At 70.9% G+C, this 21,636-nt stretch carries 20 protein-coding genes; 7 read left to right on the forward strand and 13 right to left on the reverse strand.

Annotated features, from left to right (window positions below; all coding sequences use genetic code 11):
* Positions 1 to 3 precede the first annotated feature (3 nt).
* Entirely contained in the window at positions 4 to 957 is a 954-nt protein-coding gene (locus KZC56_RS03910) for a carbohydrate ABC transporter permease (RefSeq protein WP_136028698.1), read from the reverse strand.
* A complete protein-coding gene (locus KZC56_RS03915; RefSeq protein WP_136028699.1) occupies positions 957 to 1,877 on the reverse strand; it encodes a carbohydrate ABC transporter permease in 921 nt (306 codons plus the stop codon). The genes KZC56_RS03910 and KZC56_RS03915 overlap by 1 nt, the downstream gene beginning before the upstream one ends.
* Positions 1,878 to 2,172: 295 nt before the next feature.
* Here KZC56_RS03915 and KZC56_RS03920 point away from each other — a divergent pair, with 295 nt between their 5' ends.
* The 4 genes from KZC56_RS03920 to KZC56_RS03935 are packed head-to-tail and all read left to right on the forward strand — an operon-like array spanning position 2,173 to position 6,025.
* The gene (locus KZC56_RS03920; RefSeq protein WP_136028700.1) at positions 2,173 to 3,330 is read left to right on the forward strand and encodes a PP2C family protein-serine/threonine phosphatase; all 1,158 of its coding nucleotides are present in this window, start codon (positions 2,173 to 2,175) and stop codon (positions 3,328 to 3,330) included.
* Positions 3,327 to 5,291 carry a glycosyltransferase family 2 protein gene (locus KZC56_RS03925; RefSeq protein WP_206252372.1) on the forward strand — a complete coding sequence of 655 codons (1,965 nt, stop codon included), beginning with the start codon at positions 3,327 to 3,329 and terminating at the stop codon, positions 5,289 to 5,291. Before KZC56_RS03920 ends, KZC56_RS03925 begins: the two co-directional genes overlap by 4 nt.
* Positions 5,275 to 5,607, forward strand: a complete 333-nt coding sequence (locus tag KZC56_RS03930; RefSeq protein ID WP_025102664.1) for an STAS domain-containing protein — start codon at positions 5,275 to 5,277, stop codon at positions 5,605 to 5,607. Before KZC56_RS03925 ends, KZC56_RS03930 begins: the two co-directional genes overlap by 17 nt.
* Positions 5,597 to 6,025 carry an ATP-binding protein gene (locus tag KZC56_RS03935; RefSeq protein WP_136028702.1) on the forward strand — a complete coding sequence of 143 codons (429 nt, stop codon included), beginning with the start codon at positions 5,597 to 5,599 and terminating at the stop codon, positions 6,023 to 6,025. Before KZC56_RS03930 ends, KZC56_RS03935 begins: the two co-directional genes overlap by 11 nt.
* A gap of 4 nt (positions 6,026 to 6,029) precedes the next feature.
* Here KZC56_RS03935 and KZC56_RS03940 read toward each other — a convergent pair whose 3' ends face one another.
* From KZC56_RS03940 to KZC56_RS03965, 6 genes are all read right to left on the reverse strand, one after another.
* Positions 6,030 to 6,470, reverse strand: coding sequence for a DoxX family protein (locus tag KZC56_RS03940; RefSeq protein ID WP_136035959.1), 441 nt, complete (start codon positions 6,468 to 6,470; stop codon positions 6,030 to 6,032).
* 111 nt (positions 6,471 to 6,581) lie between these two features.
* Positions 6,582 to 6,995 carry a heat shock protein transcriptional repressor HspR gene (locus KZC56_RS03945; protein WP_136028704.1) on the reverse strand — a complete coding sequence of 138 codons (414 nt, stop codon included), beginning with the start codon at positions 6,993 to 6,995 and terminating at the stop codon, positions 6,582 to 6,584.
* Between the two features lie 34 nt (positions 6,996 to 7,029).
* Positions 7,030 to 8,013, reverse strand: coding sequence for a DnaJ C-terminal domain-containing protein (locus KZC56_RS03950; protein ID WP_136028705.1), 984 nt, complete (start codon positions 8,011 to 8,013; stop codon positions 7,030 to 7,032).
* A gap of 7 nt (positions 8,014 to 8,020) precedes the next feature.
* The gene (locus KZC56_RS03955; protein WP_247637921.1) at positions 8,021 to 8,677 is read right to left on the reverse strand and encodes a nucleotide exchange factor GrpE; all 657 of its coding nucleotides are present in this window, start codon (positions 8,675 to 8,677) and stop codon (positions 8,021 to 8,023) included.
* A 2-nt stretch (positions 8,678 to 8,679) separates the two neighbouring features.
* Complete coding sequence (dnaK, locus tag KZC56_RS03960) at positions 8,680 to 10,545, reverse strand: molecular chaperone DnaK (RefSeq protein ID WP_247637922.1); 1,866 nt, start codon at positions 10,543 to 10,545, stop codon at positions 8,680 to 8,682.
* 215 nt (positions 10,546 to 10,760) lie between these two features.
* The gene (locus tag KZC56_RS03965; protein ID WP_247637923.1) at positions 10,761 to 11,222 is read right to left on the reverse strand and encodes a DUF3817 domain-containing protein; all 462 of its coding nucleotides are present in this window, start codon (positions 11,220 to 11,222) and stop codon (positions 10,761 to 10,763) included.
* A 115-nt stretch (positions 11,223 to 11,337) separates the two neighbouring features.
* Here KZC56_RS03965 and KZC56_RS03970 point away from each other — a divergent pair, with 115 nt between their 5' ends.
* A complete protein-coding gene (locus KZC56_RS03970; RefSeq protein ID WP_247637924.1) occupies positions 11,338 to 12,255 on the forward strand; it encodes a helix-turn-helix domain-containing protein in 918 nt (305 codons plus the stop codon).
* A gap of 187 nt (positions 12,256 to 12,442) precedes the next feature.
* Here the strand turns inward: KZC56_RS03970 and KZC56_RS03975 are convergent, their stop codons facing one another.
* A complete protein-coding gene (locus KZC56_RS03975; protein ID WP_247637925.1) occupies positions 12,443 to 13,639 on the reverse strand; it encodes an MFS transporter in 1,197 nt (398 codons plus the stop codon).
* A gap of 251 nt (positions 13,640 to 13,890) precedes the next feature.
* On the opposite strand from KZC56_RS03975, the gene KZC56_RS03980 reads away from it, so the two are divergent.
* Positions 13,891 to 14,763, forward strand: coding sequence for a serine protein kinase RIO (locus KZC56_RS03980; RefSeq protein WP_247637926.1), 873 nt, complete (start codon positions 13,891 to 13,893; stop codon positions 14,761 to 14,763).
* A 9-nt stretch (positions 14,764 to 14,772) separates the two neighbouring features.
* Here the strand turns inward: KZC56_RS03980 and speB are convergent, their stop codons facing one another.
* From speB to KZC56_RS04000, 4 genes are all read right to left on the reverse strand, one after another.
* Complete coding sequence (gene speB, locus KZC56_RS03985; protein ID WP_136028715.1) at positions 14,773 to 15,720, reverse strand: agmatinase; 948 nt, start codon at positions 15,718 to 15,720, stop codon at positions 14,773 to 14,775.
* A gap of 34 nt (positions 15,721 to 15,754) precedes the next feature.
* Entirely contained in the window at positions 15,755 to 17,371 is a 1,617-nt protein-coding gene (locus tag KZC56_RS03990; RefSeq protein WP_247637927.1) for a thiamine pyrophosphate-binding protein, read from the reverse strand.
* A 14-nt stretch (positions 17,372 to 17,385) separates the two neighbouring features.
* A complete protein-coding gene (locus KZC56_RS03995; RefSeq protein WP_247637928.1) occupies positions 17,386 to 19,074 on the reverse strand; it encodes an amidohydrolase in 1,689 nt (562 codons plus the stop codon).
* A gap of 62 nt (positions 19,075 to 19,136) precedes the next feature.
* The gene (locus tag KZC56_RS04000) at positions 19,137 to 20,480 is read right to left on the reverse strand and encodes an MFS transporter (protein WP_136028718.1); all 1,344 of its coding nucleotides are present in this window, start codon (positions 20,478 to 20,480) and stop codon (positions 19,137 to 19,139) included.
* Positions 20,481 to 20,699: 219 nt separating this feature from the next.
* On the opposite strand from KZC56_RS04000, the gene KZC56_RS04005 reads away from it, so the two are divergent.
* Positions 20,700 to 21,596, forward strand: a complete 897-nt coding sequence (locus KZC56_RS04005) for an Lrp/AsnC family transcriptional regulator (RefSeq protein WP_136028719.1) — start codon at positions 20,700 to 20,702, stop codon at positions 21,594 to 21,596.
* Positions 21,597 to 21,636 lie beyond the last annotated feature (40 nt).

Consider the following 21,636-nt stretch of genomic DNA (forward strand, 5'->3'; position numbering starts at 1 on the left):
TTGTCAGCCCTTGCGCCCCTGGGTGGCGACGCCCTCGATGAAGGAGCGCTGCCCGAAGGCGAAGAGGATGAGCATGGGCAGCGTCACCAGCAGCGAAGCGACCATGACGTACTGGTAGTCGCCGTGGCCTCCCGCTGTGGGGCTGTACTTGGTCATGGCGTAGGCGATGCCGAGCGGGGCGGTGAACTGGTCGACCGACCCGGCGTTGAGGTAGATGAGGGCGGCCTGCAGGTTGTTCCAGCTGGCCTGGAACTCGAACAGGAACACGATCACGAACGACGGGATCGACAGCGGCATCGCGATCCGCCAGAACAGCCCCCACGCGCTCGCCCCGTCGAGCCGCGCCGCCTCGAACAGCTCCCGCGGCAGCCCGAGGAAGAACTGCCGCTGCAGGAAGATGTAGAACGCCGACCCGAACAGGTTCATGCCCCACAGCGGCACCCACGTGCCCAGCAGCCCGGTCTCCTTCCAGATCAGGTAGATCGGGATCATGGTCACCGCGCCGGGCAGCATCATGGTCGCGAGCACGAGGCCGAACAGCAGGCCGCGGCCGGGGAAGCGGAAGTACGCGAAGCCGAACGCCACGATCGAGCTGGAGATCGCCACGGTCCCCGCGGCCAGCAGGGCGATGGCGATGCTGTTGCCCATCCAGCTCAGCAGCGGCAGCTGGTTCCACACCTCGACGTAGTTCTCCGGCACGAACGTCTTCGGGATGAGGGCGTTGTCGAACACCTCGCCGCGCGGCTTGAGGCTCGCCGCGATCAGCCACACGAACGGGTAGAGGAACAGCAACCCGAACAGCACGAGGATCACGTTCAGCACGATGCGGCCGGCGAGGCTCTTCGGCTGGTGGAGCCGGCGGCGCCAGCGCCCGCGCGTGGGGACCGTGGTGGTGAACGTGCCGGGGCTCTTCTCCCGCTCGACCTCGACGGGTTCCGGGCGCAGTGTCTGCGACATCAGCGGTCTCCCTCGTAGTAGACGAAGCGGTTGCCGACCTTCACCTGGATCAGGGTGATCAGCATGATGATCACGAACAGCAGCCACGCCATCGCCGCCGCGAATCCGAAGTTGAACTGCCGGAACGCCTGCTGGAACAGGTAGATGGCGTAGAACAGCGACGCCTCCGGCGAGGAGTTGCTCTGGTCGCGCCAGAACAGCAGGTACGCCTGGTCGAAGATCTGGAACGCGGCGATCGACAGCACGATCACGTTGAAGAACATCGCCCCGGAGATCATCGGCAGGGTGATCGAGAAGAACTTGCGGACGGGCCCCGCGCCGTCGAGCGACGCCACCTCGTACAGCTCGACGGGCACGTTCTTCAGCGCCGCGAGGAAGATCACCATCGTCCCCGCGACCGTCCACAGCGTCATCATCACGATGCTCGGCTTCACCCACGCCGGGTCGACGAGCCACTGCGGCCCCTCGATGCCGAACAGCCGGAGGAACTGGTTCACCGCGCCGGAGTTGCCGTTGAGCAGCAGGAAGAACACCGCCGCCGTCGCGACCGCCGGGGTCATCTTCGGCAGGTAGTACAGCACCCGGAAGAACCCGGCGCCCCGGCCGACCCGGTTGAGCAGCATCGCCAGCACCAGCGCGAACACGATCTCCAGCGGCACGGCCATCACCACGTAGAAGAGGGTGTTCGCGAGCGAGACCCCCACCCGCGGGTCGTCGAACAGGTTGGCGTAGTTGTCGATGCCGATCGGGCGGGCGGTGTTCGTGGCCAGGTTGTAGCTGCTGAACGAGATGTAGAGGCTGTAGATCATCGCGCCGGCCGTGAACACCAGGAACCCGATGATCCAGGGCGAGATGAACAGGTAACCCGCGAGGGCCTCGCGGCGGTTGTAGCGATCGCGCGTGCGTGGCGTCCGTGCCATCCACCCGCTCCTTCCCTGCGATGATCCGGCGTACGGGGGCACGCCGGAGAGACCGTGGTGCCCGGGCTGCGGGGCACGCGCGATGCCGGATCGGGGCCGCCCGTGCTGCGCGACGGGGGGAGGCGCAGTCAGCGGTCCGAGCCTTGAATCGGACAGTAGGACCGGAGAAGCGTTTCGCCACGGGGCTTGCGCAGAACCGTTTCCTGTGGTTCACCTGGACGCGCCTTCGACGGCCGCACCACGCCGCCGATATTCCGCCTAGGATGACCGGAAGTGACCGTAGGAGGGGCGGGCGATGTTCGACGAGCGACGGCGCCAGGCAGCGCTCGAGGAACTGGGGATCCTTGACACACCACCGGACGAGCGAGTGGACCGGGTGGCGCGACTGGCGAAAGAGATGTTCGGGGTACCGATGGTCAGCGTCTCGCTGATCGACCGGGACCGGCAATGGCGCAAGGCGCAGATCGGCCTCGGGGGGAACGAGGCCCCGCGCGAGGACTCGTTCTGCGACTACACCGTGTCGCAGGATCGAACGGTGGTGGTGGAAGACGCGAGCGCCACCGACCTGTTCGCCGAGAACCCGTTCGTCACGGGCGACCCGCACCTGCGGTTCTACGCCGGGCACCCGCTGCACGCCCCGGGCGGAGAGCCCATCGGCACCCTGTGCGTGCTCGACACCGAGCCGCACGTGCTCACCGACTCGCAGCAGGATCTGCTCCGCGACCTCGCGTTCTGGGTGCAGACGGAGCTCGCGCAGGACGCCGACATCGACCACGCCGCGGTCGTGCAGCAGGCGTTGCGGCCCCGCGTACTGCCCGAGGTCGAGGGCTACACGATCGCGGCCGGCGCGGCCCCGCGGGGCATGCTCGCCGGCGACTACTTCGACTTCTCGCGGCACGGCGACGCCCTGCGCGTGACCCTGGCCGATGCGATGGGCAAGGGCACCGGTCCCGCGCTCGTGGCGGCCACGGTGCGCGCGTCGTTGCGCACGGCCCCGGAGCGTCCGCTCACCACGGCCGTCGCCGACGTCGACCGGCTCCTGGAGGACGACCTCGCCGACACCTCGATGTTCGTCACCGCGGTGGTCGCCGAGCTGCAGCCCTCGACCGGTGAGCTGCAGGTGATCGATGCGGGGCACAGTCTCGCGTTCGTGATCCGCGCCGACCGCTCCTGGACCCCGCTGCGCTCCACCAACCTGCCGCTGGGCATGGGCATGGGCGTCGCCGACCCGCGGGAGCCGATCACGACGACGCTGGAGGCGGGCGACACCTTCATCTGCTGCAGCGACGGCCTGCTCGACGTGCTCGACGAGGACGACCCCTTCGCACACGTCGACCGCGTGCTCGCCGCACTCGGCCCCGACGGCGCGGTGCAGGAGGCGCTGCGGCTGGCGAACTCGGACGAGCGCGCCACCGACGACATCACCGTCGTGGTGGTGCGGAGGGACTCGTGACCGCCCGGTTCGCGACCATCCGCATCCTCGCGCTGCTGTCGGTGCTGCTCGGCGTCAACTACGTCGCCTGGCGCTGGCTGGAGTCGGTGAACTGGTCGGCATGGTGGATCGCCGTGCCGCTCGTGATCGCCGAGACCTACAGCCTCATCGACACGTTCCTGTTCTGCCTGACGATGTGGCGCGCCAAGGAGCGCCCGGCCCCGGTGTCGCCGCCGCAGGGCACGGTCGACGTGTTCATCACCACGTACGACGAGCCGATCGAGCTCGTCATGACCACCGCGCGGGCGGCGAAGCGCATCGCCTACCCGCACACGACGTGGATCCTCGACGACGGGGCGCGCCCCGAGCTCGAAGCCGAGGCCCGCGCCGCCGGTGTCGCCTACCTCACCCGCTCGGAGGACTGGACGGGAAAGCCCCGGCACGCCAAGGCCGGCAACCTCAACAGCGCCCTGTTCCAGACCGACGGCGAGTTCCTGCTCATCCTCGACGCCGACCAGGTGCCCGACCCGCTGATCCTGCACCGCACGCTCGGCTACTTCGCCGACGACCCCGAGGTCGCGCTCGTGCAGACGCCGCAGTGGTTCGTGAACGTCGACGAGGCCGACCCGCTCGGCAGTCAGGCACCGCTGTTCTACGGCCCCATCCAGCAGGGCAAGGACGGCTGGAACGCCGCGTTCTTCTGCGGCTCCAACGCCGTGCTGCGACGTGAGGCGCTCATGCAGCTCGGCATCGTCGGCTACGTGCGCGAGGTGACGGAGTCGGCCGCGAAGGCGCTCAAGACCTCCGAGACCCTGATCGCGAAGGAGGCGGAGGCCGCGACCGACCCCGCCCTGGCGACCGAGCTCGGGGCGCTGCGCATCGCGATCTCGCGCGGCCGGAAAGACCTCGCCGCCGGGGAGTCGGTCGCCGAGGTGGCGGCACGCGTGGGCGACGCCGTCGACAACGCCTCCCGCATCCTGGTCGCGCACGACCTGGACGGCATCCGCGCCGACCTGGCCGAGATCGGCGCGCTGCCGATGCAGCACGACGCCGAGCTCGGACTCGTCGTGGTCGACGAGGCCGGGCTCGACGCCCTGGCGGCGTCGGACCTGTCGCCCATCACCGCGGTGGAGGCCGTGCGCGGACTGCTTGACACGCTGCGGCTCGACCGCGGCGACGAGGCGCAGCCGATCCTCCCGCTCGCCACGATCTCGGTCACGGAAGACATGGCGACCGCGATGCAGCTGCACGCCCTCGGCTGGCGCAGCGTCTACCACCACGAGATCCTGGCCCACGGGCTCGCCCCGGAAGACCTGCGCACCATGCTCACGCAGCGCCTGCGGTGGGCACAGGGCACGTTGCAGGTGATGCTGCGCGACAACCCGCTCGCCAAGCGCGGCCTCTCGGTCGGGCAGCGGCTGATGTACTTCGCCACGATGTGGAGCTACCTGTCGGGCTTCGCGGCGATCGTCTACCTCGCCGCGCCCGTGATCTACCTGGTGTTCGGGGTGCTCCCGGTGACCGCGTGGTCGGTGGACTTCTTCGCGCGGTTCCTGCCGTACTTCCTCATCAACCAGGCGCTGTTCCTCGTGGTCGCGAAGGGCGTGAAGACCTGGCGCGGCCAGCAGTACTCGCTCGCCCTGTTCCCGGTGTGGATCCGTGCCTGCTGGACGGCCTTCGCGAACGTCGTTCTCGGCCGGCCGCTGTCGTTCGCCGTCACCCGCAAGGACGGCCGCGACCCGCGCGGCGTGCCGTGGGGCGAGATCTGGCCGCAGCTCACCGCCATGATCGTGCTCGCCGTCGCGCTCGTGATCGGGGTGGTGCGGGTGTTCCTCGGCACGGCCGACGGCACGGGCACCCTCGTCAACACCGCCTGGGTGCTGTACGACCTCGTCGTGCTCAGCGTCATCATCCAGGCCGCCCGGTACCGCGGTCCCGCCGCGGCCATCCTCGAGAAGGAGTCGAATGAACGTCAGCACTGACACCAGGGACGGCTACGCCGTCGTCGCCATCACGGGGCGCCTCACCGCGTCTGGCGCACCCCTGCTGCGCAACGCCGTGAGCGACCTCGTCGCCGCGGGGCAGCCGCGCATCGCGATCGACCTCAGCGGCACCGAGTTCGTCGACTCCTCGGGCCTCGGCGCCCTCGTCGGCGGGCTCAAGAGCGCCCGCGTGGCCGGGGGCGACCTGCGGATCGCGGCCGTGCCGGAGGCCGTGCGCACGGTGCTCCACCTGACCAACCTGGATCGCGTGCTGCGCGACTACCCGACGCCGGAATCGGCGTTCGATGGCCGCTGAGGTCCGGGCGTTCCACGTCGACGGGCCCGCCGGGCTCGCCCTGGTCGACAGCGCGCTCGACGCGCTCGACCGGCTCTGGGCCGATGGTCCGGAGATCCCCGCCGAGGACCAGGTGCTGTTCGCGCTGGCCGTCAGCGAAGTGACCACCAACATCGCGCAGCACAACGAGCGCACCGACGTGGTGTTCAGCGTCGACGTGCGTGTCTCGGCGGACGAGCTGCGCGCCTACATCCGCGACACCGCGCCGCCCGCCCCGATCGACTGGGACACCGTGTCCATGCCGGGCGAGGACAGCGAGAGCGGGCGCGGCCTGGCGCTGTCGCAGGCCGCGCTCGACGAGTTCCGGCACGTGCCGGGCGACGCCGGAAACACGTGGGTGCTGGTGCGGCGGGTCGGCGTCGACCGGGGCGAGGGCTGAGCGGTCAGGCGAGCCAGGCGGGAGCTCGGCCCCGCAGCACGGCCCCGTCGATCGAGAAGCGCCCGGCACCGGTGAGCGCGAGGGCCAGAGCGGCCGCGCCCAGCACGGCCACGAACTCGTAGCCGCCCTCGCCCACCCAGAGACCGGCGGGCAGGTGCACGAGCACGAGCGCGACCAGCATGTCGATCGCGAGCACCACGCCGACCGGGCGGGTGAACAGCCCGAGCATCAGCAGGATGCCGCCGATCAGCTCGACGAAGGCGACCACGGGCGCGGCGATCTCCGCGAACGGCACACCCATGCCGGCGAAGCTGCCGATGGTTCCGGGGATCGTGTACTCGAAGATCTTCTGGGCGCCGTGGGCGGCGAAGATCGCACCGGTGACGACCCGGAGGATCAGGAGTCCCAGCGAGGGGGCGGGGCGGTGGGCAGTGGTGTTCGTCATGAGGAGTTCTTCCGTCGTGGCAGGACACCCGCGCGCGGCGCGGACCAGGGGGTTCCCTGCCTCCACGCTAGGAAGAGCGGCTTTCCATCCCCTGAACGTGTCGGGCGCAGGTCACGCCGAGCCGCGCGGGTGCCACAGCACCAGCTCGGTCGAGCGACGCAGCCGTCGTCCACCGGGCATCGGGACCACGCCGGACGAGCCGGCCGCGAACACCCGCACGCCCGGGCGGTTCTCCCGCTCGGCGCGCAGCGCGGCCTCGAGCGCGACGACGCGCCCGCGCAGCATCCGGTTCTCGTCCTCCAGGTCGAGGAGCTTGGCGATCGCGGGCAGGCTCATCCCCTCGGAGGAGAGCTGCGCGACCTCCCGCAGCTGCTCGATGTTCCGCGACGAATACCGCCGGGAGCCGCCCGGCGTGCGGCCGGGCACCACGAGCCCGATGCGGTCGTACTGGCGGAGGGTCTGCGGGTGCAGGCCCGACAGCTCGGCGGCCGCGGCGATCGCGAAGACGGGGGTGTCGGCGTCCATCACGCACTCCACCCCCGTCCCTCGGCGTTCGCACTCATCGGCGGGCCTTCGCCATCAACTCCGCCCGCGGGTTCTCCTGCGGCTCCAGCTGCTGGAACTTCTCCAGCGCCTCACGCGCGGCGTCGTCGAGGTGCGTCGGCACCGCGACCTGGAGCTCGGCGAGCAGGTCGCCCGTGCCCTTGGAGGTCGCGACACCGCGGCCCTTGACGCGCAGCACGCGCCCGGACGGAGTGCCAGGGGCGACGCGCAGCTTGACCACGTCGCCGCCGAGCGTCGGCACCTCGATGGTGGCACCGAGCGTGGCCTCGGTGAATGTGACCGGCACGACCACGCGGAGGTTGAGGCCGTCGCGCGTGAACACGGGGTGCGGTCGCACCGTGATCTGCACCACGATGTCACCGCTCTCTCCGCCGTCCGGCGACGGACGACCCCGGCCGCGCAGCCGGATCTTCTGCCCGTCGGCGACGCCCGCGGGGATCTTCACCTTGAACGGCTTGCCGTCCTCGCCCTGCAGCGTGATGGTCTCACCCTGCACGGCGGTGGTGAAGTCGAGCGTGGTGCGGGCGGTCACGTCGGCGCCGCGCTGCGGTCCGCCGAAGCCGCGGAACCCGCCGCTCGGCTGACCGAACCGGCCGCCGCCGAAGCCGCTGCCCTGCCCCTGGTTGAACATCGCGAAGATGTCCTCGAAGTCGGCGCTCTGGCCTCGCCCCTGCTGTCCGAACCGGCTGAAGACGTCTTCGAACCCGCCCGCCCCGGAACCGCTGGCCGTGAAGCGGGCGCCCGAGCCCATGGCGCGGATCTCGTCGTACTCCTTGCGCTGCTCGGGGTCGGAGAGCACCGAGTAGGCCTCGCTGATCTCCTTGAACTTGGCCTCGGCCTTCGCATCGCCCTGATTGGAGTCGGGGTGATACTTGCGCGCGAGCTTGCGGTACGTCTTCTTGAGGTCAGCGTCGCTGACGTCCTTCGTGACCCCGAGGGTCTTGTAGAAGTCCTTGTCGAACCAATCCTGGCTGGCCATCGATCACCTACTCCGCAGGGACGGCGACGACGACCTTCGCGGGACGCAGCTCGACGTCGCCCAGGCGGTACCCCACCTCGACGACCTCGAGCACCGTGGCCTTCTCGACGCCGGGGGTCGGCTGCTGGAAGATGGCCTCGTGGCGCTGCGGGTCGAATTCCTCGCCCTTGTCGCCGTAGGCCACGACTCCGAGACGCTCCACCACGGCGCGCACCTTGTCGGCGATCACGGCGAAGGGGGTGCCCTCCACCAGGTCGCCGTGCTGTTCGGCGCGGCCCAGGTCGTCGAGCACCGGGATGAGGCCCTTGGCGGCCTCGCCCTTGGCGCGCTCGATCTCGATCTGGCGCTGTTCCTCGGTGCGGCGGCGGTAGTTGGCGTACTCGGCCTGCAGGCGCTTGAGGTCGTTCAGCAGCGTCGACTCGAGGTCGGCGAGCACGGCGTCTTCCGCCGCGGCCTCGCCGGTCTGCGTCGCGCCCAGGATGTCGTTCACCGTCAGGTCGTCGGGGGCACCGTCGACCGGCGTCTCGTCCGACCCTTCGGCGGCCTGCGCCTCGCGGGAGTCCGGGTTCTGCGGCGCGGGGCCGGACGCCTGAGCGTCCGACCCCTCGCTGCGACCTTCGGCGGACTCAGGATTCTGGTTCTCGTCGAAGTTCTTGTCGGTCATGGTTACTTCTTCTCGTCCTCGTCGTCGACGACCTCGGCGTCGATGACGTCTTCCTCGGAGGAGGGGGCGTCACCGGCCGGGGTCTCGCCGTCAGCCGAAGCGCCGGCGGCGGCATCCGCCTGCGAGGAGGCGTAGATCGCCTCGCCGAGCTTGGACTGCGACTGGTTGAGCTTCTCGAACGCGGTCTTCACGGCCTCGTCGTCGTCGCCGGCCAGGGCCGTCTTGAGGGCATCGACATCGCCCTTGACCTCGGTCTTGACGTCGTCGGGGAGCTTGTCCTCGTTCTCGGAGATCAGCTTCTCGATGGAGTACGCCAGGGTCTCGGCCTGGTTGCGGGTCTCGGCGGCCTCACGGCGCGCCTTGTCCTCGGCGGCGTGCTCCTCGGCCTCGCGCACCATGCGCTCGATGTCTTCCTTCGACAGCGACGAGCCGCCGGAGATGACGATCGACTTCTCGGTGCCGGTGCCCTTGTCCTTCGCGGACACGTGCACGATGCCGTTGGCGTCGATGTCGAACGTGACCTCGATCTGCGGGATGCCGCGGGGCGCCGGGGCGATGCCGGTCAGCTCGAACGTGCCGAGCGGCTTGTTGTCGCGCGTGAAGTCGCGCTCGCCCTGGAAGACCTGGATCGCGACGGACGGCTGGTTGTCGTCGGCCGTGGTGAAGGTCTCGCTGCGCTTGGTCGGGATGGCCGTGTTGCGCTCGATGAGCTTGGTCATCATGCCGCCCTTGGTCTCGATGCCGAGGGAGAGCGGGGTGACGTCGATGAGCAGGACGTCCTTGCGCTCGCCCTTCAGCACACCGGCCTGCAGTGCGGCACCGACGGCGACGACCTCGTCGGGGTTCACGCCCTTGTTGGCCTCCTTGCCGGTCTCGCGCTTGACGAGCTCGGCGACGGCGGGCATGCGGGTCGATCCACCCACGAGCACGATGTGGTCGATGTCGGACACCTTGATGCCGGCCTCGCGGATCACGTCCTCGAACGGCTTCTTGGTGCGGTCGAGCAGGTCCTTCGTGAGGTCCTCGAACTTCGCGCGGGTGATGGTCTCGCTCAGCGACACCGGACCGGACTCGGTCAGCGACAGGTACGGCAGGTTGATGCTGGTCGAGGTGGAGCTGGAGAGTTCCTTCTTGGCCTGCTCCGCGGCCTCCTTGAGGCGCTGCAGCGCGATCTTGTCGCCCGAGACGTCGACGCCCGTGGTCTCCTTGAACTGCTTGATCAGGTAGTCGACGAGGCGCTGGTCCCAGTCGTCTCCACCGAGGCGGTTGTCACCGGCGGTGGCGCGCACCTGGATGGTGGAGAAGTCGTCGTCCTTGCCCACCTCGAGGAGGGAGACGTCGAACGTTCCGCCACCGAGGTCGAAGACGAGGATGAGCTCGTCTTCCTTACCCTTGTCGAGGCCGTAGGCGAGGGCCGCCGCGGTCGGCTCGTTGATGATGCGGAGCACGTTGAGGCCCGCGATCTCACCGGCCTCCTTGGTGGCCTGGCGCTCGGCGTCGTTGAAGTACGCGGGGACGGTGATGACCGCGTCGGTCACGGTGTCGCCCAGGTACGACTCGGCGTCGCGCTTGAGCTTCTGGAGGATGCGCGCGGAGATCTCCTGCGGCGTCCACTTCTTGCCGTCGACCTCGAAGGTCCAGTCGGTGCCCATGTGGCGCTTGACCGAGGCGATGGTCCGGTCGACGTTGGTGACGGCCTGGCGCTTCGCGGTCTCGCCGACGAGCACCTCCCCGTCCTTGGTGAAGGCCACGACCGAGGGGGTCGTGCGGAAGCCTTCGGCATTGGCGATGACCTTGGGCTCGCCGCCCTCGAGGACGCTGACGACGGAGTTGGTGGTTCCGAGGTCGATACCGACAGCACGTGCCATGTGTTCTCTCCTTTGTTGGGAAGTCTGTTGTGGTTCGGAAAACCTGCGGCGATCAGGGAAACCTGAGTCGCGATGGCTCAAGTGTACTCCCGGCGCACGACCGTGTCAAACAAACTTGATATGGCTCGGCTCAACTTTGTATCGCCGGGGTCGACGGAGTGTCCGGACCCCCATGGGGCCGGAGGGAGAGGATCCGGAACCAGTCCGGATCCGGCTCACTTGCCGCCGGGAGGACCGATCAGCAGCAGGATCACGTAGAGCGCGACGATGCCCACGACCAGCAGCACCGCGAGCACCCACGGGCGGCGGAGGAACCAGCGCATCAGCCGGTCGTACCAGCGGCGGTCGCGGGGGTCGTCGGTGGGGTCGAGCCGCCAGTCGCCGCGCAGCCGATCGGAGCGGTGCAGCCAGATCTCCATCGGGATGGTGGCGTAGGGGATCACGGCGCTCGCCACCGCCAGTACGCCGACGCCCGGGTGCCAGCGCTGATTGAGCGCGACCAGGACGGCGGTGGCGGCATAGGCGAGGAACACGAAGCCGTGGATGCCGCCGCCGACCGTGACCACGACCCCGGGGGCGCCGACCGCCCTGGCGATGATCGCGGCGATCAGGATCGTCCAGGTGATCGCCTCCGCGATCGCCAGGACACGGTACAGACGGCCAGGGGTGCGGAACACGGGACTCCTCGGGTGGGGTACCCCTCCAGAGTATCCGCGCCGTCCGCGGGCGCCGAATCGCAGCACCCGCCGTTCCCACCGGAATACCGGACGAGGGAGGGGCGTTGCCGAAGGCATGGTGACAGTGGACCCGGACGCGCTCTCGCACGTGCTCGACGCCGCGGAGCTTCGGGTCGGCGTGGCGCGGCGCATCCCGCTCGCCGCCGGAGGGCTGCTCCCGATCCCGGCCGGGCCCACGACGCTCGTCTACCTCGCATCCGGCAGCGTGCAGGGGCATCCGCCCCTCGGCGATGGCTGCCGCCTCGGCGTCGACCCCGACTCCCGCCGCCTCACCCTCGAGACCCGCGAGCGCCGCGACCACCTGGTCGCCGGTGACGCGTTCCTCACCCTCGGCCGCACCGCGTTCGTGCTGGAAGCCGACCGCGACACCACGCTCATGGTGGTCGACCTCGAGTTCGCCGACGCGACCTCACCGCTGCCCGCCCTCCTGCCGCCGTTTCTCACCGTCACCGGATTCGACGCGCTCGAGCCCGCGGCCGCCGCGCTCGCCGAGAACATGGGCCTCGTCGACCCCGCGGCCTCCCCCGCCCGGCAGGGCGACCCCGTGATCTGCCGCATGATGGCGAAGACCGTGCTGATGTCGGTCATCCGCGCCTGGGCCGCCAACGGCTGCGCACCCGCGGGCTGGCCCTCGCTGTCGAACGACCCGTTCCTCGACCGCGTGGTCGACGCCATCCACCAGGAGCCAGGACGCGACTGGACGGTCGAGCGCCTCGCGGCCATCGGCGCCATGTCGCGCTCCACCTTCGCCGAGCGGTTCCGCGTCGCGGTCGGCCGCTCCCCCGCCGACTACGTCACGGAGGTGCGCATCGACGCGGCCAAGCGCCTGCTCGACGCCGGGCGCTCCGTGTCGGACGTGTCGCGCGAGCTCGGCTACGCGTCCGACGAGGGCTTCAGTCGCGCGTTCCGCCGCCGCACGGGTATGACCCCGTCGTCCTGGCGTTCCGCCGCCCGCACTCCCGCCCTGGTCTGAGCGCCGACCCCCGCCGCCGACGTCCCGGTGACCGATCGCGTCTCAGCCCGATCTCGATGGCGTGCCGCCCACGACTCCGCAGATCCGCGGCGATGCGACTGCTCGGGCTACGGGCAGGCGACACATCGCCGGGAAACCGCGGAGTTGTGAACCGGGACCGCGGGAGGCGGCGCCGCCCTGTGCTCCGTCAGCCCCGCGTGCTCAGCCGGTTCGACAGGCCGAACAGCACCGCACCCGCGAGCAGCGACACCGCGCCGATCACGTAGGCGAGCTCCACGCTCAGCGTGTCGACGAGCAGCCCGCCCAGACCCGCGGCGAGGGTGATCGCCCCCTGGAACCCGACGACCACGAGGCTGCCGCCCGCCTCCAGGCGATCCGGCATGCGGTGCCCGACCCACGTGTTGATCACGATCAGCCACGACGAGAAGACGAAGCCCCAGACGAGCACGACCACGCCGACGCCGATGATCGACCCGGAGAAGAGGATCATCGAGATGACCGCGGCGGCGATCACGAGCGGCGCGAACACGGCGAAGAACGCGAACGACCGGTCGATCACCAGCCCGATCGAGATGTTGCCGAGGAGACCGCCGACGCCGAACAGCGCCAGCAGCACCACGATGGTCGAGGCGTCGACGTCGGGGATGCGCTCGAGCGCCAGCCGCACGTACGTGTAGGCGAGGAAGTGCCCGAGCACCACGAGGACGTGCCCGACCATGCCCAGCCCGATACCGGGGCGGCGGACCGTGTCGACGAGCAGCCGCAGGCTCGACGCCCGCTCGGCCGGCACCGACGGCAGCGCCCAGCGCAGCGCGACCGCCAGCACCACCATCAGCACGCCGGCGAGCGCGAACACCATCCGCCAGTCGACGACCTCGCTGAGCATCACGCCGATCGGCACCCCGGCGACCGTGGCCAGCGACACCCCGGCCGAGGTGAACATGACCCCGCGGCCCAGGTGCTCCGGCCCCGCGAGCCGTGCGGCGACCGTGATCGACATGGTCCAGTAGGCGCTGATCGCCGCGCCCAGCAGGAACCGGGCGGCGAGCACGAGCAGCAGGTTCGGCGCGATCGCGACCACGAGGTTCGACACGGCCGCGGCGAGCGCCATCCACACCAGCAGCGACCGGCGGTCGAGGCGCGGGAAGATCAGCCCGATCGTGGGCGCGACGACGAGTCCCACCAGCGCCGTGACCGTGACCGTCTGCCCCGCCTGACCCGGGGTGACCCCGAGGCCCTCGGCCATCTCGGTGAGGACGCCGTTGGGGAGGAACTCGGCGGTCACGAGCAGGAAGCCCATGATCATGAGCGCGATGAGTCCGCCGTAGCGGATGCGGTCGGCCCGGGTGGGCGCCGCGGTGGGGACGGGGGCAGTCGTGGTCATGCTTCCACCCTTCCGGCGCCCGTGCGTCCGCGCCCGACCGGTCGTCCGCCGCGTCCGACCGATCGTCCGACCCTGGACACGCGCCCGCGCACCCCCGTAGGCTCGTCGTCGCACCGGGAGTCGCCCGGGAAGCCCGAGCGGAAGGAGGCGATGAGATGAACACCGTCGTCGTCGCGCCCTTCGCCGACCACCTTCCCCTCGAGGCCGCCCGCTCCTGATCGCCGTGCGGCCTCCCTTCCCGGAGCCACACCGTGACCGATCCCTCCGCTTCCCCGGAAGCCGCGTCCTTCGACGCCTCCCCCTTCGATTCCCTCGAGACCTCCCTGTCCTTCGCCGACGTCGAACCCGGTGACGGGCAGCGCTGGACCACCTGGCCGTCCGCCACCCCGACCGAGCGCGGCCCCGAGCCGCGGCCCGCGTGGGTCGTGACCTCGGCGGGCGCGCTCGACACCGAGCTCGGCATCCTCAAGACGGGCAAGGAGGCCGACGTGTTCCTGCTCGAACGCGCCGTTCCCGACGACCCCGCGCAGCGCACGCTGCTGGCGGCGAAGCGCTACCGCGGCGAGGAGAACCGGAGCTTCCACCGCTCCGCCGTGTACACGGAGGGCCGCAGCACCCGGAACACCCGCGACACCAGGGCCCTGGCCCGCAAGTCGGAGCACGGTCGCGCGGTGGCTGCGGCGCAGTGGTCGTTCGCGGAGTTCGAGGCGCTGTGCCGCCTGTGGCAGCTCGGCGCCCCGGTGCCCTACCCCGTGCAGGTGAGCGGGACCGAGGTGCTCATGGAGTTCCTCGGCGATGACGACGGCACCGCAGCCCCGCGCCTCGCGCAGGTGCGCGCCGACCGCGACACCCTGCAGGAGCACTACGCGCAGGTGGTCGACCTCATGCGGGTGTTCGCCGCGGCGGGTTTCGCGCACGGCGACCTGTCCGCGTACAACCTGCTCGTGCACCAGGGGCGGGTGCGGGTGATCGACCTGCCGCAGATCGTGGACGTGATCGCGAACCCGCAGGGGCTCGACCTGCTGCACCGCGACTGCGTGAACGTGTGCGACTGGTTCGCGCGGCGCCGCGTGGAGTGCGACGCCGAGGAGCTGTTCGCCGACCTGCTCGCGGCGCTGTACTGACCCGTCGTGTCAGGAGGCCAGGCGGGCGGCCAGCAGCGTCACGAGCTCGTACACCACGTGGCTCGCGGCGATCCCGGTCATCTGCGCGTGGTCGTAGGCGGGCGACACCTCCACGACGTCGGCGCCCACGATGTCACGGTCGCGCAGCGCGCGGAGGATGCGCAGCAGCTCACGGCTCGTGAGTCCTCCCGCCTCGGGGGTCCCGGTGCCGGGGGCGTGCGCGGGGTCGAGCACGTCGATGTCGATCGACACGTACAGCGGCTTGTCGCCGATGCGCGTGAGGATCCGGTCGATCGCGGCTTCGACGCCGTGCTCCTCGATGTACTCGCTCGACACGATCGAGAACCCCAGGCGCTCGTCGTCCTCCAGGTCCTGCTTGGAGTAGAGGGGTCCGCGCGTGCCCACGTGGCAGCTGGCGGTGAGGTCGATCAGCCCCTCCTCGCTCGCGCGGCGGAAGGGCGTGCCGTGCGTGATGGGCGCACCGAAGTAGGTGTCCCACGTGTCGAGGTGCGCGTCGAAGTGCAGCACCGCGACCGGCCCGTGCTTCGCGGCCACGGCGCGCAGCAGCGGCAGGGCCACGGTGTGGTCGCCGCCGATCGTCACGATGCGCTGCACCTGCTCGCCGAGCGCCGTCGCCGCGCGCTCGACCTCGGTCACGGCCTCGGTGAGGTCGAAGGGGTTCACGGGGATGTCGCCCGCGTCGACGACCTGCGCGAGCTGGAAGGGCGACACGTCCTGCGCCGGGTTGTACGGGCGCAGCAGACGCGACGACTCCCGCACGTGCGACGGACCGAACCGCGTGCCGGGGCGGTAGCTCACACCGGAGTCGAACGGGATGCCCACCACGGCGATGTCGGCGCGCGGCACGTCTTCGATGCGGGGCAGGCGGGCGAAGGTGGCGATGCCGGAGTACCGCGGGTTCACGGAGGCGTCGACGGGGCCGATGGTGTCGGTCATTTCTCGTTCCTGTTCGTTCGGGGTGTCGAAGGGCTCAGAGGGCGTGCTGCGGCAGGTGCACGAGCTGCACGCCGCCCGCGGCGATGGCGGCGCGGATGCTCGGGGCGATGTCGTCGCGTCTCTCGACGCGATGCCCGGTCGCGCCGAACGCGGTGGCGAGCGCGGCCCAGTCGGGCTGCACCAGATCCACGCCGATCGGGGTCATGCCGCGGTCGACCTCGTTCTGGCGGATCTCGGCGTAGCCGCCGTTGTCGACGCACACGACCGTGAGGTCGAGGCGCTGCTCGACCGCGGTGACGAGCTCGTTCACGCAGAACATGAGCGCGCCGTCGCCGATCACCGTGACCACGGGGCGCTCGGTCTGCGCGACCGCGGCGCCGATCGCGGCGGGCAGCCCGTAGCCGAGCGTGGCATAGGTGGGCGTGTAGAGCAGGGAGTGCGGATGCTCCTGTCGCAGCACGCTGCCCAGCGCCATGTACACGATCTGCGACGAGTCGCCCGCCACGATCGCGTCGTCGGGCAGTGCCGCGGCGATCACCTCCGCGAGCGCCACCGTCTCGGGGGCCGTGGCGCGGGACTCGTCCTCGATCGCGGCCCGTTCGGCCGACAGGTCGCGCGGTGTCGGGGCCGTGTCGGGCAGCAGCGGCAGCAGGGCATCGGTCACCGCGGCCGCGTCACCCGTGATCCCGACGGTCGCGGTGAGGTTCTTGTCGCGCTGCGCCGGGGAGATGTCGATGCGGATCACGGCTCCGCGGGCCTCGAGGCGCGGGGCCCACAGCTCCGCCTCCCCGAGCTTCGAGCCGACCACGAGCAGCACGTCCGCGGCCTCGGCCACCGCACGGGCCGCCGCGAGGCGCAGGTTCGAGCCGAGCGACAGCGGGTGGCCCTCGTCGAGCACGCCCTTGCCGTTCAGGGTGGTGAGGACCGGGGCGCCCAGGCGCTCGGCGATCGCGGTCACCTGATGCACCGCGTCCACGGCTCCCCCGCCGGCGACGATCACCGGACGTTCGGCGGCAGAGAGCAGTCGCCCGGCCTCGGCGAGCGCGACCGGGTCACCGGCCACGCGCTCGGGCATCGGACGGGGCGCCCGGGCGGCGGCGGGCACGTCGGCCGGGGCCTCCAGCACGTCGAGCGGGATCTCGATGTGCACGGGGCGCGGGCGACCGGTGCGGAAGAGGTGGAAGGCGTCGTGCACGGCCTCCACCCCCTCGGCCGCCGTGGTCACCCGGCGCGACCACTCCGCGATCGCGCCGACCATGGCCGTGGCGTCCTTCGTCTCGTGCAGGGTGCCCACGTCGGCGAACTCCGCGCCGAGCGGCACCCCGGGCGACAGCACGATCAGCGGACGCGACTCGCAGAACGCGGTGCCGATCGCGCTCAGGGCGTTCTGCAGCCCGGGGCCCGACGTGGTGATCACGACGCCGGGGAGCCCGGTCTGCTGCGCCCAGCCGTCGGCGCCGTAGCCGGAGCCCTGCTCGTGCCGGTTGGTGACGGCGCGGATGCCGAGGTCGGCCAGGGGGCGGTACAGCTCCAGGTTGTGGGTGCCGGGGATGCCGAACACCGCCGTCACCCCGTAGCCACGGATGGTCTCCAGCACCGCGCGGCCCGCCGTGTCGGCGTACGGGGCGGCGGGGTTCGCGTCGGCGCTCATGCTCGTATCCTCGTTCAGACGCCGGCCGTGGTGCGGGCGGCGACGTGGCGGCGCACGCCGTCGACCCAGGTCTCGCGCACCTCGATGGCCGCGATCTCCTCGGCGGGCACGGCCAGCGGGTCGTCCGAGAGCACCGCGAAGTCGGCGAGCTTGCCCACTTCCAGCGAGCCCAGGTCGTCTTCCCGCCCGATCGACACGGCCCCCTCGATCGTGTGGGCGCGCAGTGCGGCGAGCGCAGAGATGCGCAGGTCGTCGGGCCCGAGCCGGTGGCCGCGGCGGGTGACGCGGGTGACCGCCGTCTGGATGGCCTCCAGCGGGATCGGCTCGGCGACCGGGGCGTCGGAGGAGATCGTCATAGGCACGCCCGCCCGCTCGAACTCGCCGAGCGGGTTGAACCGCTCGCCCGGCGTGCCGATGGCCTCCTCCACGCCCTCGCCCCAGTTGAAGTAGTGCTGGGTCTGGTTGACGGGACGGATGCCCGCGGTCGCCATGCGCGCGATCTGCCCGGGCGTGGGCAGGCCGCAGTGCTCGATGCGGTGCCGGGCGTCGGCATCTGGACGTTCGGCGAGCGCGGCCTCGATCGCCGACACGACCATCTCGATCGCGGTGGGCGACTGCGCGTGCGTCGCCGTCTGGAGCCCCGCGGCGTGCGCCTTGCGGATCAGCTCGGCGTAGTCGGCGGGCTCGTGGTACAGCTGGCCCGTGCGGCACGGGTCGCCCACGTAGCCGTCGGGGAAGTACGCGGTCCAGCCGCCGAGGGTGCCGTCGGCGTAGAACTTGATGCCGGCGAAGCTCAGGTGCGCGTTGCCGAACTGTCCGACGAGCCCCATCTCGAGCGCCTCGTCGAGCAGATGCGACAGCAGGTACATCGACACGCGCAGCTCGAGCCGCCCGGCCTCCGCGAGCCGCAGGTACATGTCGAACTCGCGGCGCGTGACCTGGCAGTCGCCGATCGAGGTGACACCGCCCGCAAGGAACCGCTGCGTCGCGGCGTCGAGCTGCCGCAGGTGCTCCTCCGGCTCATCGGCCAGGTGGAAGTTCGGGCCGTGGTGACCGATCTTCACCCCGTGCACGCCCGTCAGGATGTTGCACGCCGCGTCGGACAGCTCCCCGGTGAGCTCGCCGTCGGCGTCGCGGAAGAACTCGCCGCCGTCCGGGTTCGGGGTGTCGCGGTCCACGCCGTTGATGTCGAGCGTGTACGAGTTCACGACGCCGCCGTGACCCGAGGCGTTCATGAGGTACACCTCCCGGTCGGACGCGACCTCGTCGAGCTCGAACCGGGTGGGGTGGCGCTTCTCGGCGAGGTTGCGCTGCTCGTAGCCGTAGCCGCGCACCGGGCGACCGGCGGGGAGCCCGGCCGCCGCGGCCTTCAGCAGGGCGACGATCTCGGGGATGCTGCCCGCCTTCTCCGGCCCGCAGTCCACCCACGTCATCATCTGCCCGAACATGAGCGGGTGCGCGTGCGCGTCGACGAACCCGGGCACCACGACCGCGTCGCCGAGTTCGACGCGCTCCGGGGTCAGCCCGGCCCTGGCCGCCACGTCCTCGCACTCCGCGACCGTGCCGAGGGCGACGATGCGCCCCCGGTCGGTGAGCATCGCGGTCGCGGTGGTGTCCGCCGCGTCCGCGGTGTGGATGGCGCGGGCGGTGACGAGGGCGGGGGCGGCCTGGGCCGAGCGGTCGAAGGGGGTGAGCTTGCGCATGAGGAGCCTGTTCGCGGTGGGGTCGTGCGGGTGGGGTCGTGCGGGTGGGGAGGCGGAGCCGATCAGGGCAGGCGGTTCGCCGTGGTGTCGGTCCGGGCGGTGAACGAGGCCGTGACCGGTGCCTCGTCGGAGTGCTGCGGCGCGAGGCGCGTGCAGATCCCGGCGATCACGGCCATGCCGACGAACATCGCGATCACCGACCAGACGCTGCCGGTCCAGGCGATCAGCTGCGTCGCGAACCAGGGCGAGAAGCCGGCCCAGATCGCGGCGCCCACGCCGTAGGAGAGGGCGATCGAGGTGTACCGCGCCTGCGGGCGGAACATCTGCGCGAGGATCGCGGCGATCGGGGCGTAGGTCGCGCTCATCGCGATGCGCACCAGCGAGGCGAGCAGGAAGATGAGCGGCTCGACCCGTCCCGGCATCACCAGCAGGAACGGCGCGAACGTCAGCACCGAGGTGATCAGGCCGATGTACATCACGTTCTTGCGGCCCCACTTGTCGCCGAGCCAGGCGACCGGCAGCGTGACCACGAACTCCACGAACGAGGCGATCGTCATGGCGTCGAGGATCACCTGCTCGCTGATCGCGATGGGCTCGCCGGTCGCGTAGGCGGTGGCGAAGGTCGTGGCCAGGTAGTAGCCGCCCGTGGAGATGGGCAGGATGCCGATGCCGAGCAGGATCGGCTTCCAGTTGACGCGCAGCGCGAAGGCGAGGGGCATGGACTGCTTGCGGCCCTCGATCTTCTCCTCGAAGACCGGCGACTCCTCCACGCGGTAGCGGACCCACAGGCCGACGGCGATCAGCACGATCGACAGCAGGAACGGGATGCGCCAGCCGCCGTCGATGATGAACGTGTCGCCGCCGCGGGCCATGATCGCGAAGATGCCCGAGGCGAGCAGCGCACCGGCGGGGTTGCCGAGCTGGGTGAAGCCGCCGTAGAACGTCTTCGACTTCTCCGGGGCGTGCTCGACGCTCATGAGCACGGCGCCACCCCACTCGCCACCGACCGCGAGGCCCTGGATGGCGCGCAGCAGGATCAGGAGGATCGGCGCGAGGATGCCGATGTTCTCGTAGGTGGGGAGGCAGCCGACGAGGACGGTCGCGGCGCCCATCAGCAGCAGGGTGATGACGAGCGAGACGCGGCGGCCGAGCTTGTCGCCGATGTGGCCGAAGACGATGCCGCCGAGGGGACGGACGAGGAAGGCGACCGCGAACGTCGCGAACGCCGCGGCGGTCTCGGCGAGGGGGTCGTCGCTCGGGAAGAACAGCGGGCCGAAGACGAGGGCGGCGGCCGTGGCGTAGACGTAGAAGTCGTACCACTCGATCGTGGTGCCGACGAAGGCGGCGATGCCGGCGCGGCGTGCGCGGCTGTGGACGCCGCTTCGGGGGGTGGGGGTGGTGGTCATGGACCCGCTCCTTCGCGGATGGTGTCGGATAGCGATCGATGCTAGGGACGTGACGACCCGGCGGCAAGGGCAGAACTCCAGCGAGAACGGGGATTCACTGGACTTCTGGTCCCTCGGGCACGCAAAGCGGGCCTTCCCGCCGGTCGCATACGGGGTTACGCTGAGGTTCTGCGCGCGTCGTCGTGCAGACCGGGGAAACTGACGGATCGGGACGCAGCCATGGATTTCGACGCCGAACTCATCCGCGCGCTCCAGGAGGACGGGCGCGCGAGCATCCGCGCCCTGGCCGAGCGGCTCGGGCAGTCCAGGGCCGCGGTGGCCGCACGACTGCGCACGCTGCTGGCCGACCGCACCGTGCGCGTGGTCGCCGCGGTGGACCCGGTCTTCCTCGGCCAGCACGTCCTCGCGCACGTGTCGATCCGCACCGACGGCGCCGTCGAGGTCGTGGCCGAGCACCTGCGCGACATGAGCGAGACCGTGCTCGTGTCGGCCGTCGGCGGCGCGCACGACATCGTGACCGAGGTGCGCGTGGGGTCGATGTCGGAACTGCACGACCTGCTCGCCCGCATCCGCGGCAGCGCAGGCGTGCTCGACATCAACACCATCATCTACTCGACCGTGATCAAGGGGTTCTTCGTGTCGGAGTACCACGGCGGGGTCACGCTCGACGCGATCGACGAAGCCCTCGTGGAGCACCTGCAGGCCGATGGCCGCATGAGCTTCCGCGCGCTCGGCGAAGAGGTGCGCCTCTCCCCCAGCGCCGTCGCGACCCGGGTGCAGCGGCTCATCGACGCGGGCGTCATCAAGATCAGCGCGGTCGAGGCACGCGGCCTCGCGCACCGGCAGCTGTCGATGGGCGTGGGCATGACCCTCGGCGACGACGACGAGGCCGTGATCGAGGAGCTGCGCCGCGGTCGCGGTGTCGACTTCGCCGCCCGCACGCTCGGCCGCTTCGACGCGGTCGCGACACTCGTTGAGCCCTCGGCCGGCGCCCTGTACGCGAGCCTGGAGCGCCTGCGCGCGCTGCCCGGAGTGACCCGGATCGAGGCCTGGCTCCACCTCGCGGTGCTCAAGGAGGACTACGCCCGCACGCTCCGCCCGCTCCGCACGGAGTGAGCGCGAAGTCGCCCGGGTCGGGGGTCACGCGGCATGCACC

Source organism: Microbacterium sufflavum (genome assembly GCF_023091155.1).
Taxonomy (GTDB): domain Bacteria; phylum Actinomycetota; class Actinomycetes; order Actinomycetales; family Microbacteriaceae; genus Microbacterium; species Microbacterium sufflavum.

Coding starts and splice junctions, on each gene's coding strand:
- KZC56_RS03910 (WP_136028698.1), bottom strand. CDS start 957: ATGTCGCAGACACTGCGCCCGGAACCCGTCGAGGTCGAGCGGGAGAAG.
- KZC56_RS03915 (WP_136028699.1), bottom strand. CDS start 1,877: ATGGCACGGACGCCACGCACGCGCGATCGCTACAACCGCCGCGAGGCC.
- KZC56_RS03920 (WP_136028700.1), top strand. CDS start 2,173: ATGTTCGACGAGCGACGGCGCCAGGCAGCGCTCGAGGAACTGGGGATC.
- KZC56_RS03930 (WP_025102664.1), top strand. CDS start 5,275: ATGAACGTCAGCACTGACACCAGGGACGGCTACGCCGTCGTCGCCATC.
- KZC56_RS03935 (WP_136028702.1), top strand. CDS start 5,597: ATGGCCGCTGAGGTCCGGGCGTTCCACGTCGACGGGCCCGCCGGGCTC.
- KZC56_RS03940 (WP_136035959.1), bottom strand. CDS start 6,470: ATGACGAACACCACTGCCCACCGCCCCGCCCCCTCGCTGGGACTCCTG.
- KZC56_RS03945 (WP_136028704.1), bottom strand. CDS start 6,995: ATGGACGCCGACACCCCCGTCTTCGCGATCGCCGCGGCCGCCGAGCTG.
- KZC56_RS03950 (WP_136028705.1), bottom strand. CDS start 8,013: ATGGCCAGCCAGGATTGGTTCGACAAGGACTTCTACAAGACCCTCGGG.
- KZC56_RS03955 (WP_247637921.1), bottom strand. CDS start 8,677: ATGACCGACAAGAACTTCGACGAGAACCAGAATCCTGAGTCCGCCGAA.
- dnaK (WP_247637922.1), bottom strand. CDS start 10,545: ATGGCACGTGCTGTCGGTATCGACCTCGGAACCACCAACTCCGTCGTC.
- KZC56_RS03970 (WP_247637924.1), top strand. CDS start 11,338: ATGGTGACAGTGGACCCGGACGCGCTCTCGCACGTGCTCGACGCCGCG.
- KZC56_RS03975 (WP_247637925.1), bottom strand. CDS start 13,639: ATGACCACGACTGCCCCCGTCCCCACCGCGGCGCCCACCCGGGCCGAC.
- speB (WP_136028715.1), bottom strand. CDS start 15,720: ATGACCGACACCATCGGCCCCGTCGACGCCTCCGTGAACCCGCGGTAC.
- KZC56_RS03990 (WP_247637927.1), bottom strand. CDS start 17,371: ATGAGCGCCGACGCGAACCCCGCCGCCCCGTACGCCGACACGGCGGGC.
- KZC56_RS03995 (WP_247637928.1), bottom strand. CDS start 19,074: ATGCGCAAGCTCACCCCCTTCGACCGCTCGGCCCAGGCCGCCCCCGCC.
- KZC56_RS04000 (WP_136028718.1), bottom strand. CDS start 20,480: ATGACCACCACCCCCACCCCCCGAAGCGGCGTCCACAGCCGCGCACGC.
- KZC56_RS04005 (WP_136028719.1), top strand. CDS start 20,700: ATGGATTTCGACGCCGAACTCATCCGCGCGCTCCAGGAGGACGGGCGC.